10 protein-coding genes and 1 other RNA gene are annotated in these 17,908 nt (G+C 65.0%); 6 read left to right on the forward strand and 5 right to left on the reverse strand.

Translation table 11 applies throughout. The features are described 5' to 3' along the window. Positions 1-20: 20 nt before the first annotated feature. Entirely contained in the window at positions 21-1,025 is a 1,005-nt protein-coding gene (locus VGV60_06805; GenBank protein ID HEV8700966.1) for a toprim domain-containing protein, read from the reverse strand. Positions 1,026-1,872: 847 nt separating this feature from the next. Between VGV60_06805 and VGV60_06810 the strand changes: the two genes are divergently transcribed. After that, the gene (locus VGV60_06810) at positions 1,873-3,450 is read left to right on the forward strand and encodes a replication initiator protein A (protein HEV8700967.1); all 1,578 of its coding nucleotides are present in this window, start codon (positions 1,873-1,875) and stop codon (positions 3,448-3,450) included. A 322-nt stretch (positions 3,451-3,772) separates the two neighbouring features. Here VGV60_06810 and ssrA read toward each other — a convergent pair. From ssrA to VGV60_06825, 3 genes are all read right to left on the reverse strand, one after another. Continuing rightward, positions 3,773-4,119: a transfer-messenger RNA gene (ssrA, locus tag VGV60_06815) on the reverse strand. A 125-nt stretch (positions 4,120-4,244) separates the two neighbouring features. Continuing rightward, entirely contained in the window at positions 4,245-4,664 is a 420-nt protein-coding gene (locus VGV60_06820) for a hypothetical protein (protein ID HEV8700968.1), read from the reverse strand. Positions 4,665-4,808: 144 nt separating this feature from the next. After that, positions 4,809-5,750 carry a Kazal-type serine protease inhibitor domain-containing protein gene (locus tag VGV60_06825; GenBank protein HEV8700969.1) on the reverse strand — a complete coding sequence of 314 codons (942 nt, stop codon included), beginning with the start codon at positions 5,748-5,750 and terminating at the stop codon, positions 4,809-4,811. A 325-nt stretch (positions 5,751-6,075) separates the two neighbouring features. On the opposite strand from VGV60_06825, the gene VGV60_06830 reads away from it, so the two are divergent. After that, the gene (locus VGV60_06830) at positions 6,076-7,500 is read left to right on the forward strand and encodes an MASE1 domain-containing protein (GenBank protein HEV8700970.1); all 1,425 of its coding nucleotides are present in this window, start codon (positions 6,076-6,078) and stop codon (positions 7,498-7,500) included. A 42-nt stretch (positions 7,501-7,542) separates the two neighbouring features. Here the strand turns inward: VGV60_06830 and tssI are convergent, their stop codons facing one another. Next, the gene (tssI, locus tag VGV60_06835; GenBank protein HEV8700971.1) at positions 7,543-9,087 is read right to left on the reverse strand and encodes a type VI secretion system tip protein TssI/VgrG; all 1,545 of its coding nucleotides are present in this window, start codon (positions 9,085-9,087) and stop codon (positions 7,543-7,545) included. 509 nt (positions 9,088-9,596) lie between these two features. On the opposite strand from tssI, the gene VGV60_06840 reads away from it, so the two are divergent. The 4 genes from VGV60_06840 (at position 9,597) to VGV60_06855 (ending at position 16,869) form a co-directional block, all read left to right on the forward strand. After that, entirely contained in the window at positions 9,597-9,854 is a 258-nt protein-coding gene (locus VGV60_06840) for a hypothetical protein (protein HEV8700972.1), read from the forward strand. Between the two features lie 97 nt (positions 9,855-9,951). Further along, a complete protein-coding gene (locus VGV60_06845; GenBank protein ID HEV8700973.1) occupies positions 9,952-12,180 on the forward strand; it encodes an MASE1 domain-containing protein in 2,229 nt (742 codons plus the stop codon). After that, a complete protein-coding gene (locus tag VGV60_06850) occupies positions 12,177-12,821 on the forward strand; it encodes a response regulator transcription factor (protein ID HEV8700974.1) in 645 nt (214 codons plus the stop codon). Before VGV60_06845 ends, VGV60_06850 begins: the two co-directional genes overlap by 4 nt. A 460-nt stretch (positions 12,822-13,281) precedes the next feature. Continuing rightward, positions 13,282-16,869, forward strand: coding sequence for a chemotaxis protein CheB (locus tag VGV60_06855; protein HEV8700975.1), 3,588 nt, complete (start codon positions 13,282-13,284; stop codon positions 16,867-16,869). Positions 16,870-17,908 lie beyond the last annotated feature (1,039 nt).

A 17,908-nucleotide genomic window follows, 5' to 3' on the forward strand; every position in this document is an offset into this window, starting at 1 on the left:
TTTGTGTGGTCCGTTACTTGTTAACCTAGTAGCCCTTTCAGCCTTTCATCCGAAAGGCTGTCGGGTTGCTCGCCGACTTCGAGATGGACCTCCTTCAGAAACAGCTTGCGCCGCAGTCGCCCGTACACCTTGCGAAGCCCCTCGTACCCGGCGTCATCTCCGTCGAACATCAAAGCCAGACTGTCAGTCGCCGCAACCAGGAGCTCTTCCTGGTACTCACTCATGGTTGAGCCCATCAGCGCCACGACGTTCGGGAAGCCGGCCTGGTGCACCTTCATGGCGTCGAAGAACCCCTCCACCACGATGAGCCCGGATCCTGTGTTTTTGGTTGCGCGGTTCAGGTTCCAGACCACGCGTGCCTTCTGGAAGCCGTAGGGCAGCTTCCACTTTCCCTCCTCCTTCGCCAGCGTGTCGTCGATCGCGCGCCCGGCGTAGGCGACGAGCTCGTTTCTCTCGTTGTGAATAGCGATTGCAACGCGACCCTTCATCAGGCCCCGCGTGCAGAAGCCGACGTCGAACGTCTGAATCGTTTCCTTGGAGATCCCTCGTTCCTTCAGGTATGGATGCTCCCGGGCGAGAGTTTTCAGCGAGTGGTCCAACGGCGGATTGATTTCGAGGCTCGGCTCAGTCCGAGGAACCCGATCAACCCGTTTCAGTGCCGGTGACGCTTGTGCGGACTCCGTAGGCTGTCTCGAGCCATTCGCCTTCTTGTTGTTGTCCCGCACGAACTGGAGTGCGAACCACTCTGCCAGTTTTTCGCCGGCGTCCCGAACGCCACACTCCTCCACCTTGGAGACGAGGTCGAGGATGTTCCCGCCTCCGCAGCGGCTGAAGCAGTTGAAGACGTTCTTCTCGACGTTCACGTGGAACGAATTGGGGTTCTTGCCACCATGGATGGGACAAGCGCCGACGAGCTTCCCGTGGCCCTTGTCCTTCAGGCCATCCAGGTAGCCGTATTTCGCCAGCACGTCACGGATGGAGACCTGGGCTTTCAGTTCTCGAAAATCGATCCACTTGGCGGGCATGCGAAGCCCTCCTTGCGCGATGGTGTTCGAGCGCGCAGAAGCATCTGCCTGTAGGTTAAGGGGAAGTTAAGGAACCTGCACTCAGTTACTCAGAGTAAGGCAGGCTTGTCAATGCTCGGTGGCCCTGTAGGATGAAACCGCCGGCGAGCTCCCCTTCTATAGCCCACATACCCGAGGCAGAGGGTGATGGACCGAAGCAGCTGGTCTCAGGGGCAGAGAGCCAATTGCCGGAGTTCGGCACGCCCCAGTCGCCGATCGCCGCGAAGGGGTCCCCTCGCCGGCCTACTGTCCCTTGGGATCCACAGGAGGAACGGAACATGGTATAATTACTGTAAAGTATAGATATAAAAAGACTTAAATATGCAGACCCATCGAAGGCCCCCTAGCCATCCACCCCGACACGGACGGCTGGGTCGCGGGCCAGAGCACCAACTCCAGTATTTCGAAACAACCTGTGAAATCGAGGGCTATCCGGGCACCCTCACCGTGTCCTTGCCTCGGCATCCTGACGACGTCACGCCCGAGGACGTGATTCAATTCCTACTAATGGTCAGCGGTACGCTCGCAAGACAAATGAGTCTGGGTGGCCTTGTTACCGGGGCTGTTGATAAGTCGTGGAGCCTATACAGGAAAATGGTGGAACCTGCGCAGGCACGCGTGGAACCTGTGCAGGAACCGGTGGACGCTATGCAGGAAGTGGTGGAGCCTGTGCAGGGCCGAGTTTCGCACACAGGCGAAACATCCACCTATTCGTGAGGTTTCGCGGGATCCCCCCCCGACGCTAGTACTAACTAAATCATTTCTAATTCACACACTAGGGCGCCAGCGGCCCGTGTGTCCCATGCTAATGACTGGAGCTCCCTCAACAACAACCGCACCGCACACCTCTAGCCTGACAGAGGCGGCTTACACTCGGGAATACATCGGCTTCGCGGAATTTCCGATCGTCACAACGTCCATCAAGCGCCCCCGCCACACGACAATCGAATGCACAGAGGTCATCGGCACCAGCCAGGCTGGACTGCCGATAGTTCGCACCTGGCAGGTCGTTGGCTCTCTGGAATACGGTTTGCCTCGACTACCTGACTTGGATGTCTTCGTCGGGATACTCAAGGTCCTCGAGCGTTACCATTACAAGAGCCGAATCGTTCCATGCACCCTCGGGGATATCTGCGAGATCGCCGGTCTCGCGCGCGGAGGGAAAACCTACCAACGCATCCGTGAAGCATTCCTTCGATTCCAGACGACCAGCTATATCGCGAAGAACCACTTCCTCGACCCCAAGACAGGGGAGCGCGTTCTCTCTGAAGGATGGAACATCATCACGGATCACCGCATCCTGTTCGGGGCGGCACGTAGGGAGGGTGGCGACGGTCTGCCGCGGTCCTACTTCGCGGTGAGCGACGCGTTCCTCAACAGACTCAGTGAGGGGCAGTTTAAGCGTCTTGACCTGAGATTCTGGCGCGAGCTAGGACTCGGACTCGAAAAACCCCTGTTCCACTACCTGGACAAGAATCTCTATCGCAAGGACAAGCACGAAATCGGTCTCATCAAACTTAGTCAGCGAATCGGAACAACCGGCACGTACGACATCGCTCAACTCAAACGACTCTGCGCCAGGGCGCTTGCCCGCTTGGTAGAGAAAGGGTTTCTCAGAGCGTTCAAGTTCGAAAGGGCGAAGTCACCTCTCGACAGGTGGAAGCTCGTCGTCTACGTTGGCCCGAGGGCTCGCGGACATGTACCGGTTCATTCTGTGGATCCAGCATATCAACCAACTCCTGAACCCTCGTCTCCGATCACTAGGGAGAGCGATTCAGCGGTACCAAAACTTCTGCCGGGACTTGGCCCCGAGCCCCGGGTCATTTCAGAAGCCAGTGTCACTGACCTTGTCCTGTACTTCCGGGAGAGGTTTCATGGGACTACCCAAGGAAGCATCGACGAGCGGGAGAGGATGTCCGCCCGCAAACTCTTGGAGCGCTGCGGAGGCGACGTTCAGCGCGCTATGTCCTGCATCCGCTGGACGCGCGAGAGGGCGGCTTGGATAGACAACTTCGCCGGCCTGCTCACCAATAATTACCCGGACAGGGCCCTGGCGGAGTTGACAGCAGCATCCGCGAGAGAGGCTGCCGACGTCGAAACCAAAAGGCTGACCCAACTCAGGGACCGTTACGATGCATGGCACCGGCAACTCATCGACAAGCGATTTCAGGCGTTGCCGGTGGAGGAGAGGGACCTGCTGCTCAGCCGAGCGCTTGCCGAGCTCCGCGAAGGACCTGAAGGAGAGGGTTTTTGCAAATCACCCGAGCAGATCCAGTATCGCATCGCTGAGAAGAGGGTGCGCGGCCAGTTGGGCCGGGACCTTCCTTCGCTCGAGGAATGGAAGCCCGACGTTGCAGTGGAGGAGTCCCAGATAGGCACTCCCTAGTCTTTGTCCTCGCGCCTACTAGAGGCAGCCGCCCACACGAGCGCGAGGATGGCTTCTCGGATCGCCCTTGGCAAGCGAGGCCAGGCACGCATGACAGAGTCTAGGCTTTCGTCATCCACCTCCGGACATTTGGGGTCCGGATTCCCCATCTCGCGTTGTGTTCCTGTTGTGCTGCAGGCGAGTCCGGGCTTCGACCCGTTGAGTTCACCCGGCGTCCGGGTTGCGCCCTCGGTATCGCTTTCAACTTCTTGAGCCGGTCCGGGTTGCGACCAATCGAGACCGAGATGTGCTCGGTCTGGTCCGTCCTTTGAAAAATGAGAATTGGTGGAGGCGGCGGGAGTCGAACCCGCGTCCGAAACAGATTGGCGTGGGACGTCTACGTGCGTAGCCACCTCGGCTGCTCTCGCCGGCCGCCACCCGAGGTGGCAAAGAAGCGGCCAGCCAGCCCGGTCATTTTCGCCTCAGGGCTTCGGGCGGACCCCGGGGCTATCCCGCTGTGCGTCGCCCATCCAGGCCCCCGCGGGAAAAAGGACCCGGTGGACGGGCTGCGTTAAGCAGCCAGCGCTAACGGTGAGTTGGCGCTTGCTTTTGGTTCCACCTGTTTAGCGAGGAGTGGGCCTCGGCACGCTTTCCCAGCCTCAACAGTCCCGTCGAAACCGTTTCGCCCCCACTTGATTCGGTGTGTTGAGCCTGGTCGCCCGAAGAATATAGCACCTGCCCTCGCAGGCGGTCAAGGAAACGCCTGCCTCCCAAGGAGTTGACTGGCGATTCCCGTCGCGCGGACTGGCCCGGGCTCAGGCCGCTTTCGCGTCCTGGTTGACCAGCGCCACGACGACGCCGATGAGGAGCATGCCGATGACGTCGTAGACGATCTGCTTGACGACCATCGTCTCGGGCCACGGCTGCACGGCGTAATAGATGAGATACATCGGGATGCACATCATGATGGCGACCGCCGCCCCGAAGCGCAACCCCTGACCGATGGCCGGCTTCCCCGCCTCGCGCCCCTTTCTATAGATCCAGGTCAGCCCGAAGGCCATGCAGACGTGGGCGAGGATCATGTAGCCGAAGTGTCCCTGCGCGTCCGCCTCGGTCCGCATGAGGTTGGGAAGCTGGGCGTAGTCACCGTGCAGCAGGACGCGGTGCACCACGAAGCCGACGAGCATCGAGACGACGAACATCACCACCACCGAGATCCAGAACCGACCCCCCATTGGGCCCCTCCTTGGGATGGCGTGAAGCGCGGCCGCGGCAGGCGGCGAATCCTTTTACCCCAGCGCTCCCCGAAGCGCAAGACCCGAACGGGCCGGCCCCCGATGGGGCGGTCCGGTCGGGTCGAATGAGTCGGTCCGTTCTCGCTAGAAGCGGAGGCTGCGCGTCGTCGTCGAGCGGCAAGCCCCTTTGTAGGCGACCGCCACGTGGGCGCAGCGCGCGTAGCATTCGTTGGTGTAGGTCTTCCCATCCGTGCCGCAGACGGGATCGACAATCAAAAGGCAGGCGCACGGGGCGCAGAAGCTGGCGCAGCCGCACGCATTCGTGCACACGCCCGCCGGCTGGCACACGGCCCCAACGGGGCATTGGGCGTCCTCTCTGCAAACGGGCCGGCACTCGCCGGCGTAGAGCACCGTGACCCCGTGGCACGCGGCGTCCGCCGCCCCGCAACCGTAGGTGTGGCCGTCGGAGCCGCACACCGGGTCGTACGTGAAGCAGTAGAGCTCACAAGGCGGCTGGCACGCGTTGTCGCGGCAGACCGACCCAACCGGGCAGTCCGCGTTGCACCTGCACTGCCGGGTGCACTCGCCCGTATGGGCGATCTCGACCCCGGAGCAGCGCGCCGTGCATGCATTCGGGTAGGTCTTTCCGTCCACGCCGCACACGGGGTCGTACACGTCCGGACAGACGCAGGGCGTGCAGTTCTCCGCGACGCAGGCGTCGAGGGCGGCGCGGGCGCGCTCGCTGCACAGGATCGGATCGTTCCCGGCGGCCACGCAATTCCTGTAGATCTCCTCGGACTTGGCGCCGCAGCGCTCCTCGCACGTCGGCCCGGGAACGCAGTTCTCTTCGATGCAGACGGTCAGGACGACCTTGGTCCTCTCGGCGCAGGCGTCACGCGGATGGCCGGCCTCGACACAGAGCCGGAAGAATTCATCGGCCTTCGCCTTGCAGCGATCCTCGCACGTGGGATCCGGCCGGCAGTTCTCCGCCACGCAGGCATCCAGCGCGGTGCGCGCCCGGATGGCGCAGGCTTCGGGGTCTCCGCCCGCCGCCATGCAGGCGCGGAAGATCTCCTCGGCGTGCATGCGACAACGATCGTCGCATGTCGGATCGGGTGGACATGTAAGAGCGTCCGATTGAGCGACAGCGCAGGGCGCCCAGGCCGTCAGGACGATGGCGCCGGCGAGGACAAGTTGCGAAAGAGAGATGCGCATGGTCACCTCCTCGGACGATGGGTTATGCGAATTCTGGATGCATCTTACTCCAGTTATCCCCCGGGTTGAAATCCTGGTTCTACCCCCCTGCCCGGACATTGCAAATCCGGCCCCCGGAGCCCAAATTGTGAGTGTGATGGCGGCGTCCGGAGGGGGGGGCCGAGGGGGCCCGCTTGCGCTTCCGGGAGGTTCGTGCATGCCCGCATGGCCGCCTTTCAGCACCCTGACGCGAAAAGACGCCCTCGGGATGGGGTTGCTCGCCACGGCGTACGTCGTCGGCGGCAAGCTCGGCCTGCAGCTGGCCTCGGTGCACCCGAGCGCGACGGCGGTGTGGCCTCCGACCGGCATCGCACTCGCGGGCCTCCTGCTCCTCGGGATCCGAGTGTGGCCCGTCGTCTTCGTCTCCGCCTTCCTGGTGAACGTCACGACGGCCGGCACCGTGGCGACCTGCCTGGGAATCGCGGCCGGCAACACGCTCGAAGCCGTCGTGGGCGCGTGGCTGGTCGACCGGTTCGCCAGCGGCCGGCGCGCCTTCAACCGCACGCCGAACATCTTCCGTTTCGCGCTCTTCGCCGCGATGGCCGGCACGACGGTGAGCGCAACCATCGGCGTCACCAGCCTCATTCTCGGTCGCATTGCGCTGAGGCCCGACTTCTCGTCGATCTGGATGACCTGGTGGCTGGGCGATGCCGCCGGTGCCCTGATTTTCGCTCCGGCGATTCTTCTGTGGGCGCAGGACCCGATCGTGCGCTGGTCAAGAAACCAGGCGATCGAGGCGCTCGCCCTGCTCGTCGGTCTGTTGATCGCCGCCCAGGCGGTCTTCGGGGGGGTCCTGCCTGGAAACTCGAGTCACTATCCGGTCGATTTTCTCTGCATCCCGATCTTCGCCTGGGCGGCGTTCCGCTTCGGACGGCGAGGGGCGGCGATTGCAATCCTGCTCGTCTCGGCCGTCGCCATCCGGGGGACTCTCCAGGGGCACGGACCGTTCGCGGCATTCGGTGTCAACCCGGCGCTCCTTCTGCTGCAAGCGTTCCTCGCCGTGACCGCGCTGACGACCCAGATTCTGGCGACGGAGGTCGCCGAACGCCGCCTGGTGGAAGACCGCCTGCGGCAGCTGGCGAAGACCGATCCCCTTACGGGGCTCACGAACTACCGTCAGCTGGCGTCGGTGCTGGATGCGGAGATTCGCCGAACAGGGCGCAGCAAGCGACCCTTCGCGGTGCTGTTCTTCGACCTGGACGGCCTGAAGGGGATCAATGACCGGCACGGTCACCTGGTCGGCAGCCGGGCGCTCATCCGCATGGCCGAGGCGATTCGGGCCTCCTGCCGGGCGCTCGATACGGCGGCGCGCTACGGGGGGGACGAATTCGCGGTGGTCCTGCCCGAGGCCTCGGAGGAGGCCGGGCGTCAGGTGGCGCACCGGGTCTGCGAACGTCTCGCGTCCGACGGTCAGAGCCCGCCGATCACCGCCAGTGTCGGCATCGCCGTCTATCCGCGGGACGGGGAGACGCAGGAAGCGCTCCTCGGCGCCGCCGACCGGCTCCTGTATCGGGCCAAGGCCGACGGGAGTCGGGGGGTGGCACCGTCCCCCCGGCGAGCGGGCCGTCGTCGTCGAGCCTGAAAACCCAGCGACGATTCGAGGTGACGAACGTCGTCCTGACCCTCAGGGAGCTGGTCTGACGGGCTCCGCGTTGTAGACCCTGCCAAGAACGAGCGGCCGATCAGGGTCTCCGTCCTCGAACGACACCACAACCTCCCAGCCGACCCGCGGGATGACGATGGACCCCGTGTCCGCGTGGGGCTGGGCGACCCGGATCCAGCAGGAACTGTCAGCGTCCTTCTGCCCCTGCCGGTCCCAGTGGAACTGCACTTTCACGCGGCCGTACTTGTCGGTGTAGATCTCTTCGCCCGGGGGCCCGACGATGATCGCGGTCTGGGGCCCCGGGATCACCGGGATCGGGGTCGTCCGGGCGTGGCGGTATGGGAGTCCCGACGGGATGCAGGTGAACGAGTTGTGGTATTCCGCCCCGCCACTCGACGTCACGACCCGCGCGGCGTGCTGGACGGAAGTCAAGACGTACTTGCCGGCGGCTGTCGGGTGGCGTGACAGGGTGAAGGCATGGCCGGACGCCAGCCCCGGGGCCGTCGCGACCCCCCCGATGACGAGGCTCCGGGCGGCCTCCTCCTGCATGCGGATCTCGGCGGTTCTCTGGGCCGCTTCGAAAAGCTTCTGGAGATCCTCCGGCCGCTCCCCTCCGGACGGGCCGATCCCGTCGAACCGATCGGCATAGCCGCCGGGGTAGTCGTAGATCTCGAGCTGATCGTTCCCCGCGACGTTGAGGCGGTGGACGACTTGCCCCGCCTGCACGCTGTCCTGGATGGTGGCGATCCCCTCGAGGGTCCGGCCCGGCGTCTCGAAGTGATGGTCCCAGAGGGTGACCTTGCCGGACCGGATCTCCTGGGACTTCTCCCACGCGTAGATCGAATTCGGCCGCGCCGGGAAGGTCAGGGTGCCCCGGAACGGGACAGGGTCGGACAGGTCGGGATGCCCCTCGGGTGTGTTGGCGATGACCATCGTGTGACCGTCCGCGCCGTGTTTGAAGAAGTAGTACATCCCCTCGTCCTCCATCAGGCGGCTGATGAAGTCCCAGTCGGTCTCCCGGTACTGGACGGCATAATTGCGCGCCGGGAAGGCCCCCTGCAGGCGCATCTCGAATGCCAGGCCGGGGATTCCGCCGAGGACGCGAGCGAGGATTTGCGGGACGGAAAGCTCCTGGAAGATCCGGCTCTGCTGGCGCCGGGTCAGCAGCCAGGCCCGGGGGACGATTTCCGCCTGATACCGCCGGACGTCCCCCACGTCCCCCGAGCTAAACCGGCTGCAGATGCCGTGGAAATGGCGCGTCTCGCCGGTGGGGAGCGTGACGGTCACGCGGAACTCCTTGCCCAGGACGGCCTCGAAGGGGATCTCCTGGCCGCCCGGGGCGTACATGTCGAGCTTGAACGAAAACAGCTCGGAGATCGCCTCGGTGCCCGAGAAGGTGTCGAGCCGGAGGACGTCGCCGCCCAAAGGGGTTGTGACAGACAGGCGCGACGGCCCTTCGACGACCAGCGCTTCCTGCCGTGAGTTCGGGAGGTCTCGCGCGACCAGCGCGCCTGCCCCCAGTATCAAGATGACCGCCGAAACGATGACCTTTTTGTAACCCGTCACATGCTCCTCCTTCCGCGACGATTCCTCTGGCTCCGGATCTCCCGGAGCCGGGACCGCGCGGGCTTCTGCACATCGCGATGCACTGAGTGGCAGGTCGGGAATATGCCTCGGTGAACCGGCCGGATCAACCGGGAAAACAGCCCTCCCGGCGGATCAGAGGCAGGGCCTCTCGCAACGCTTCGCGCTGATGCTCCTCCCCTTGTTCGGATCGTAATCGAACGAGATCTTCCCCGCGTAGTTCAGGTAGTCGTCGAACGCCGGTGGAATCGGCCCTTCAAGGCCACCCTTCGCGAAGCCCAGCCCAGTCCGCGATTGAGGCTTGGCTCGAGGATCCGGGCACTCTGTGCCCGGGAAGGTACGATGACCGGATTCGCAATGCAATGACTCTCGCAGGGCGGACCCTGCGGGTGCAAAAACACCTGACGCCGTGCCATTTTGCGGCACATTTCGAGGGCACCCGTGGTCCCCCGGCGCCCGCCGCTCGATCGGTGACCCTCACGAGAGCCGCTTTGCGTAAGGAGCCTTCGACCGGGACTTATAATCTCTACCGCGGATCGATCGGTCCCGGACTCGGCGCCCCGCCCGGGAACTTCGGCGACTGCCTTCAATCGCCGGTCACCGGGACGACGAGCTCGGACCACGCTGCGCCGGCCGTCGGCCGCGTCTGGTTCTATCTCGTGACCGCCTCGAACCTGCTCGACGAGGAAGGGACGAAAGGCCGCTCGAGCGACGGGACACCGCGACCGAACCCTGCACCCTGCCCATAGGAGTGTGTCCGAGCATTCGGCCGGGGGAATCATCGGGGGCTTGCCACGTCGGTTGCATGAGTGGTACATGAGGGGTCAATATCCACAGGGACCCTTCATGGATACCGACGAGCTGACCCGTTCGAAGGAAGGGGTCTTCCGGACCCCGACGAAGCTCCACGAACTGTCCTACCTGGCCGGGGTTGGAACGCTCGCCGCGGTCTATCTCATCACCGCAAGGCTCGGTCTGTTGATGGACGCGGTCAGCGGATTCGCCACGACCGTCTGGCCTCCCACCGGAATCTCCCTGGTCGCTCTCCTCCTGTTCGGCCAGCGCCTGTGGCCGGGCGTTGCGGTCGGGGCGTTCCTGGTCAACGCGTCCGCAGGAGCCCCCCTCCCGGCGGCCCTCGGGATGGCGGCGGGGAACACGCTCGAAGCCGTTCTGGGTGTCTACCTTCTGCGGCGATTCACCGGGTTCCGCGGGTCGCTCGACCAGACTTGGGTCGTGGTCAGGTTCGTGGTCCTCGCGGCCGGCCTCAGCACGATGGTGAGCGCCACGATCGGCGTGGCCAGCGGCTGGCTGGGAGGCGTCATCCCCTCGATCAGCGCCGGCAAGGCCTGGTTGACCTGGTGGCTGGGGGACGCCATGGCGGACCTGATTCTGGCACCGCTGTTGTTCGTCTGGGCCGAGCGGCCCCGCCTCGCTGTCTCGGCCTGGCGGGTCGCGGAAGCGGGCGCCCTGGCGGCTTCGCTCGTGACGGTCAGTCTGCTCATTTTCGGCCCGCTGTTCACGTCCGTTCAGGCCAGCTTCCTGCAGCCGTACCTTCTCTTCCCTTTCCTGATCTGGGCGGCGCTGCGTTTCTCACAGCGCGGAACGGTCACGGCCACCTTCCTGGTGTCGGCCATGGCGATCTGGAGGACGGCGGCGGGGTTCGGTCCGTTCGCGAAGGGAACGGTCAACGAAAGCCTCCTCCTCCTGCAGGCGTTCATGGGGGTCGTCGCGGTGACGATGCTGCTGCTGGCCGCCGGCATCACCGAGAGGAAACGGGCCCAGATCCGGGTGAAGACGAACTACACGGTAGCTCGTGCCCTGGCGGAGGCTCCCTCCCCGGAGAAGGTCTTTCCTTTTATTCTCGGGGCGATTGGCGAGAACCTCGAATGGGATTGCGGCAATCTATGGACCGTGGATGCGCACACGGAGACCCTGCGTCACTCCGCGGAGTGGCATCGACCCGGGAGCCGTTTCGGGGAGTTCGGCCGTATCGCAGAGTTCCTGACGTTCCGACCCGGCGTCGGCATGGCCGGCCGCGTGTGGAGCGACGCTCGCCCACTCTGGATCACGAATCTGTCCACGGCGGAGAACGTCGTACGTGGCGAGCTCGCTGCCCATCTCGGCCTGCGCTCGGCCATCGGCTTTCCGATCGTTCTCGGAAGGGCCGTCTACGGTGTCATGACGTTATTCAGTCGAGAGGTCCGGGAGCCCGACGACACGCAGCTCCAGATGATGGCCACCCTCGCCAACCAGATCGGCGAGGTCGTCCAGCGCCAGAGGGCGGAAGACGGGCTGAGGCTCGCACACGCCGAGCTGGAGGCCAGGATCGCGCGCCGAACGGCGCAGCTGTCCGAGGCGAATCGGGCCCTTCAAGAGGAGATTGCCGAACGGAACCAGGCGGAGGATTCGCTGCGACGGCTCTCGACCCGCCTCCTGCGAGTCCAGGACGAGGAGCGGCAGCGCCTGGCGCGCGATCTGCACGACAGCACCGCCCAGAGCCTGGCCGCCCTGTCCATGAATCTTGCCGTCGCGCGCGGCTGCCGCGGCGCGCTCGACCGGAGGGCGAAGGACGCCCTGGATGAGTGCGACGCCCTGGCGGACCGCTGCTCGCGAGAGATCCGCTCGCTGTCGTATATCCTGCACCCGCCGATGCTGCAGGAGATTGGACTGCCCGCGGCCCTTCGCTGGTGCGCGGAGGGTTTTGCGCGACGCAGCGGCATCGCGGTCGAGGTCGAGCTGCCGGACCATCTGGATCGTCTGCCCATGGAAGTGGAGAACGCCCTGTTCCGCATCGTCCAGGAATGCCTCACGAACGTCCAACGACATTCGGGAAGCCCGACGGCCCGGATTCAGCTCGTCCGAACCCCGCGGTCGGTCGCATTGGAGGTGCAGGATCGGGGGCGTGGATTGCCGCCGGGCGTCCTGAACCGACGGGAAGCGGTCGAGTCCCTCGGCGTGGGCCTGCTGGGAATGCGCGAACGAGTCCGGCAGCTGGGAGGCCAGCTCCGCATCGAGACCAGCGGACAGGGCGCGACGGTCCATGTGGAGATCAACCTCGGGCCGGAGGCCACATGACCGCCCTGCGCATCCTCGTCGCAGATGATCACGAGATCGTTCGGCGTGGCGTGCGCGTCCTGCTGGAGGCCCGTCCCGGGTGGCGGATCTGCGATGAGGCGGTCGAAGGACGGGAGGCGGTCGAAAAGGCCGGCCGGCTGAAACCGGACATCGTCATTCTCGACATCGGCATGCCCGTCCTGAACGGACTCGAGGCCGCGCGCCAGATCCGGAAGAGCTCTCCGCAGTGCGAGGTGCTCATCCTGACCATGCACGAATCGGAGCAGGTGGTGCGCGAGATGCTGAGCGCCGGCGCCCGGGGCTATGTCCTGAAATCCGATGCCGGCCGCGACCTGGTGAGCGCGGTGGAGGCTCTCAGCCGACACGAGACCTTCTTCACATCCAGCGTGGCGGAATTTGTACTGCAATCCTATCTGGACGCGCGCGGAGGGGAGCAAGACGCTTCCGCGGTGACCCCGAGGGAGCGGGAGGTGATCCAGCTGCTGGCGGAAGGCAGGAGCAACAAAGAGGTCGCCACCGCTCTCGGAATCAGCGTCCGGACCGCTGAAACACACCGCACCAACATCATGCGCAAGCTGGATTGCCACTCCTTCAGCGACCTGGTGCGCTACGCCATCCGCAACAACATCATCACGCCCTAGGAGTTGGTGCGGCTCGAACAGCGCGGGCCTCCTCCCTCATCTCGACCGGCCCGCCCGACGTGAGCTCGCGCCGATCGCCACCGGTGGGGGCGGGCTGATGGGCGCGCGCCAGCAGCGGGGCCTCGAAGAGAAGGGCGGGGATGAGACACGCTTGACCGACAAACTGTTTCATGACGGTATCTCCGACGAGTGACCTGGTCCCCCAGTATTTAATCTACGGAGATGTGCCAGGGAGTGCTGTTCTAAGGTCCCGTCAGGAGGAGACGGCGCGGAGTGCGAGGCGCATCGGTCGCGGACTCCGGAAAGCAAACCGCGCAGCCGAGGTCAGCTGCGCCGCCCGGAACACACCAGCGGAACACCTCGGCCTTGACGGCGGTGCAGTCGCCGATATAACGTGGTGGTTCATCACGAGCATGCAATGACAAGCGCGACTCCTCACCGGAACCGGAAGGAGCGGCTTGTGGCTCCGGGATTGGCGCCGCGAGCGGCGCGTCGGGCTTTTCCCATCGTTGGCATCGGGGCCTCCGCCGGGGGCCTGGAGGCCTTCTCCCAGCTCCTCAAGCATCTCCCTACAAACACCGGCATGGCGTTCGTGTTCGTCCAGCACCTGGACCCGTCGCACAAAAGCCTGCTCGGCGAGCTGCTCGCCAAGGCCGTCGCGATGCCGGTCATCCAGGTGACTGACTCCACGACCGCCCAGCCCAACCGGGTCTACGTGATCCCGCCCAACATGGACATGACGATCACGGATGGGGTCCTGCGACTCGGTCCCAGGATCGAGAAGCGCGGGCTGCATATGCCGATCGACGCTTTTCTGCGCTCCCTGGCGTGTGACCAGAAGAACCGGGCGATCGGCGTGATCCTCTCGGGGACGGCCTCCGACGGCACCGCCGGCATGAAGGCCATCAAGGCGGAGGGGGGGATCACCTTCGCGCAGAGCGAGGATTCAGCCCGGCACGGCGGCATGCCGCACAGCGCCATCGCGGCCGGAGTCGTCGACTTCGTCCTGCCGCCGAAGGATATTGCCCGGAAGCTGGCGGGGGTGGCGCGTCATCTGCCCGTGCTCGCGCAAGCGCCGCGGGACGAGGGAACGCTCGCAGAAGGCCCGGAGGCGCTCAGCCGCATCTTCGCCGCCCTGCGGCACGCGTCCGGCGTCGATTTCTCCCATTACAAGCAGAACACCATCAAGCGGCGGATCAAGAGACGCATGGTGCTCCAGGGGCTGGAGCGCCTGGACGACTATTGCAGCCGCCTCGACGAAACGCCCGGCGAGGTCGAAGCGCTCTACGAGGATCTGCTCATCGACGTGACCGCTTTCTTCCGGGATCCGGAGTCTTTTGAGGCCCTGAAGAGCCGCGCCTTCCATCACATCCTCAAGTCGCAGCCGTCGGGTGGACCCGTGCGGGTCTGGGTTCCGGGATGCTCGACCGGGGAGGAGGCCTATTCCCTTGCCATCAGCCTGATCGACTTCTTTGGCGAGAAGTCTGCCAATGTGACGATACAGATCTTCGCAACCGACGTGAGTGATTCGGCGATCGAGACCGCCCGCGCCGGCGTCTACCGCGAGAGCCACCTGCTGGACCTCACGCCCGAGCGTCGGCGTCGCTACTTCACCAAGGTCGATGCTGGCTACCAGGTCAGCAAGACCGTCCGCGACGTGTGCGTGTTCGCGAAGCAGAATCTCGTGAAGGATCCGCCCTTCTCCCGCCTCGACTTGATCAGCTGCCGCAACGTGCTCATCTACCTCGAATCGACCCTGCAGCGGCAGATCATGCCGATCTTCCATTACGCCCTCAAGCCGCAGGGGTTCCTCTGGCTCGGCAAGGCCGAGACGATCGGCGGTTTTCTGGATCTGTTCACGCCGGTCGATCGCAAGCACCACATCTACGCCCGGAAAGCGATCGCGACCCGCTTGAATCTCAACTTCATCGGCAAGGACTGCGCCGGCGCCACTGTCGAGCCGGGCAGGCGGGTCCCGGAGACCGACCCAAGCGTCGACGTGCTCCAGGAAGTCGACCGGGTGGTCCTCTCCCGGTACGCACCGGCGAGCGTCGTGGTCGACGACCACATGGAGATCCTGCAGTTCCGCGGACGGACTGGGGCCTACCTGGAGCCCGCGACCGGCCGGGCCAGCCTCAACCTGCTGCGCATGGCGCGCGAAGGCCTGACGATCGACCTGCGCGCCGGAATCCACAAGGCGAGAACGCGCGGCGAGCCGGTCCGCAGGGAGGGGCTCGTGCTCGACGTGGACGGCCAGTCGACGACGATCGACCTCACGGTCATCCCGCTCAAGATAGGACCTACGGCGAAGCCTTTCTTCCTCGTCACGTTCGAAGAGGGGGCGGTCCGGGGCCGGGGCAAGGGGAAGGGCCGGAAGGCTCCCCGCAAGGAGGCGGCGGGACGCCATGGGGACGCCGAGCAACTGAGGCGGGAGTTGACGGCGGCCCGCGACTACCTGCAGGCGACCATCGAGGAGCGGGAGGCGACCAACGAGGAGCTGCAAGCCGCCAACGAGGAGATTCTTTCGGCCAACGAGGAGCTCCAGAGCACAAACGAGGAGCTGGAGACCTCGAAGGAGGAGCTGCAGTCGACCAACGAGGAGCTCAACACGGTCAACGACGAGCTGCAGAACCGCAACGCCGAGATGAGTCAGACGAACAACGATCTGATCAACGTGCTCGACAGCGTCGACATTCCCATCGTGATCCTGGATCCGGACCTGCGGATCCGCCGCTTCACGCCGATGGCGGAGAAGCTCTTGAACCTGATTCCCTCCGATCAGGGGCGGCGCATCACCCACATCAAACCGAACATCAGCGTCCCCGAACTGGAGCGCCTGCTGGTGGAGGTCATCGAAACGGTCACCAGCCGGGAGCTCGCGTTGCAGGACGACGAGGGGCGATGGTACTCCATGCGCATCCGCCCCTACAAGACGAGCGACAACAGGATCGACGGCGCCGTGCTGGCATTTCTGGATATAGACGAGCTGAAGTGCAGCCTGCAGAAGCTACAGGCATCCGAGAGCCTCGCCCAGGCGATCGTCGGGACGGTCCGGGACGGACTCCTGGTCCTCGACGCGGAGCTCCAGATCAAACGGGCCAACCGAAGCTTCTGCGAGATGTTCCACGTGACTTCCGCGGAGACGGAGAACAGCCGCCTGCAGGATCTGGGGCGAGGGCATTGGAATATCCCGAGCGTCCTCCAGGAGCTCAGGACCGCGCTCGCCGACCGGACCCAGATCATCGATCTCGAGGTGAGCGCCGAATTCCCCGTCATCGGACCCAAGACGATGCTGCTCTCCGCCCGGTGTCTCGAATCCGGGGGCGCGCCGCCGGACCTGCTCCTTCTCGCCATTCACGACGCCACCCAGACCAAGCAGGCGGAGCAGGCTGTGTTGGAGATGTCGGGACGTCTGCTGGGCCTGCGGGACGAAGAGCGACGGCGCATCGCCCTGGACCTGCACGACAACACCGCGCAGAGCCTGGCCGCCCTGGGGATGAATCTCACTTTGGTCGATCAACTCTGCGAGCGCTTGCCGCCCAAGGCACGCGAGGCCCTGGACGAGTGCCGTTCCCTGGCGCAGGGGTGCGCGCACGAGCTGCATGATCTCGCGGCGCTCCTCCACCCGCCACTGCTCGACGAACTCGGTCTGTTTTCGGTGGTGCAGGGGTACGCGGAGGCCTTTACGCGCCGCACGGGTATCCAGGTGGTCCTCGAGGGCTCCCTCGAACATGGGCTCCTGCCGCGGGACACGCAGACGGCCCTGTTTCGCGTCGTGCAGGAATCCCTGACCAACGTCCAACGACATTCCGGCAGCACCACCGCCTGGATCCGTTTCGCATGCACCCCCTCCGGGCTGGAGTTGGTGGTCCGGGACAAGGGCTGCGGGATTTCGGGCTTCAAGTACGGCGCCGCGACCGTGCCGAGGATCGGCATTCTCGGCATGCGCGAAAGAGTGAAACAGATCAGGGGCCATTTCGAGATCGCTTCAGACAGCGGCGGCACCACGGTCAGTGTGCGCGTCCCTCTCCCCGCCCACGGCTCTTGACCGCTCGGATGTGGCTAAGGGCGGCTCGCCGCCACGCGTTCCAGGAGCCGGCGCTCCTCCTCGTCGGGCCTTGAGCACGCCCGCCTCGCGTCCGCCCGCGTGAATCTCCGCCCGCAGCACGGACGAGGCAGAGGCCGAACCCTCCTCCCTTGAATCGGCGGCCGGGGCCGCGCCCCGCGGCTCGCCAGAGGGACTAGGGGCCTGGAGGTCTGGACCCCCGACCCGCCCTACGCAGTATCCATGCTCCAAATACCAGATCCTACGGATAGGCAACCGCCTCCCGATCGGGTACCAGTGGCTCGCCAAGTCGGCAACCTGAAGGGACACCGACATGACCCGACACGGTGACTCGTCTCATCAATTCCTGAATCCGGATCGACAACCCGCCGAAGTGGCCCCGCGTCAATTCACCTCTCGCTGCGAGGTCAGGCTGGCTTTCGCGATACTCGTGGATGCCGTGGCGTGTCTCGCCGAGCGGGGTGACGACGGGCGATTTCCTCCTCGCCTCTTTCGCTGGGAGGCGGAGCAATGGATCGAGAGCAGGGATCCGGGATCCTTGTTCTCATTCGAGAATGTCTGTCTGATTCTGCTCCTCGACCCCGAGGACATCCGGCTGCGGATCCGCCGCTGGCGTACGCGGAGCCGTCGTCGATCCATCCGGCCATCCCCGTCCTCACTGCGCGTCGGGCACCGCATTCTCTTTGATCCGGCGCGAGTGCGGCCAGGAACGGCCTCCCCCAGCTGGCCCAGGAGCCGGTCAGAACGAGGCTGCGCCATGGGGGGCTGAAAGACTCGCGGCACGCGAGGGGCACCTCCACACCCACTCCGCCTCTCGCCCCGCCAGCACGAAAGGCCCGGGCCCCGGACCCACCCAACTACCGGCGCCCGGGTTTTTTTTCATAGTGGTGCGGAGCTTGTTGCGGTCGGGGCCGGACGGGGCGTTCGTGGGGTGGCCGGAGCCGGTCACTGCGATCGCACACCTCGAGGCATAAGTCCTTCCGATCGCCCAGTTGCGCGCCTTATCCACTGGGCACGCGGT

It is taken from the genome of Candidatus Polarisedimenticolia bacterium, from assembly GCA_036001465.1.
GTDB lineage: Bacteria > Acidobacteriota > Polarisedimenticolia > Gp22-AA2 > Gp22-AA2 > Gp22-AA3.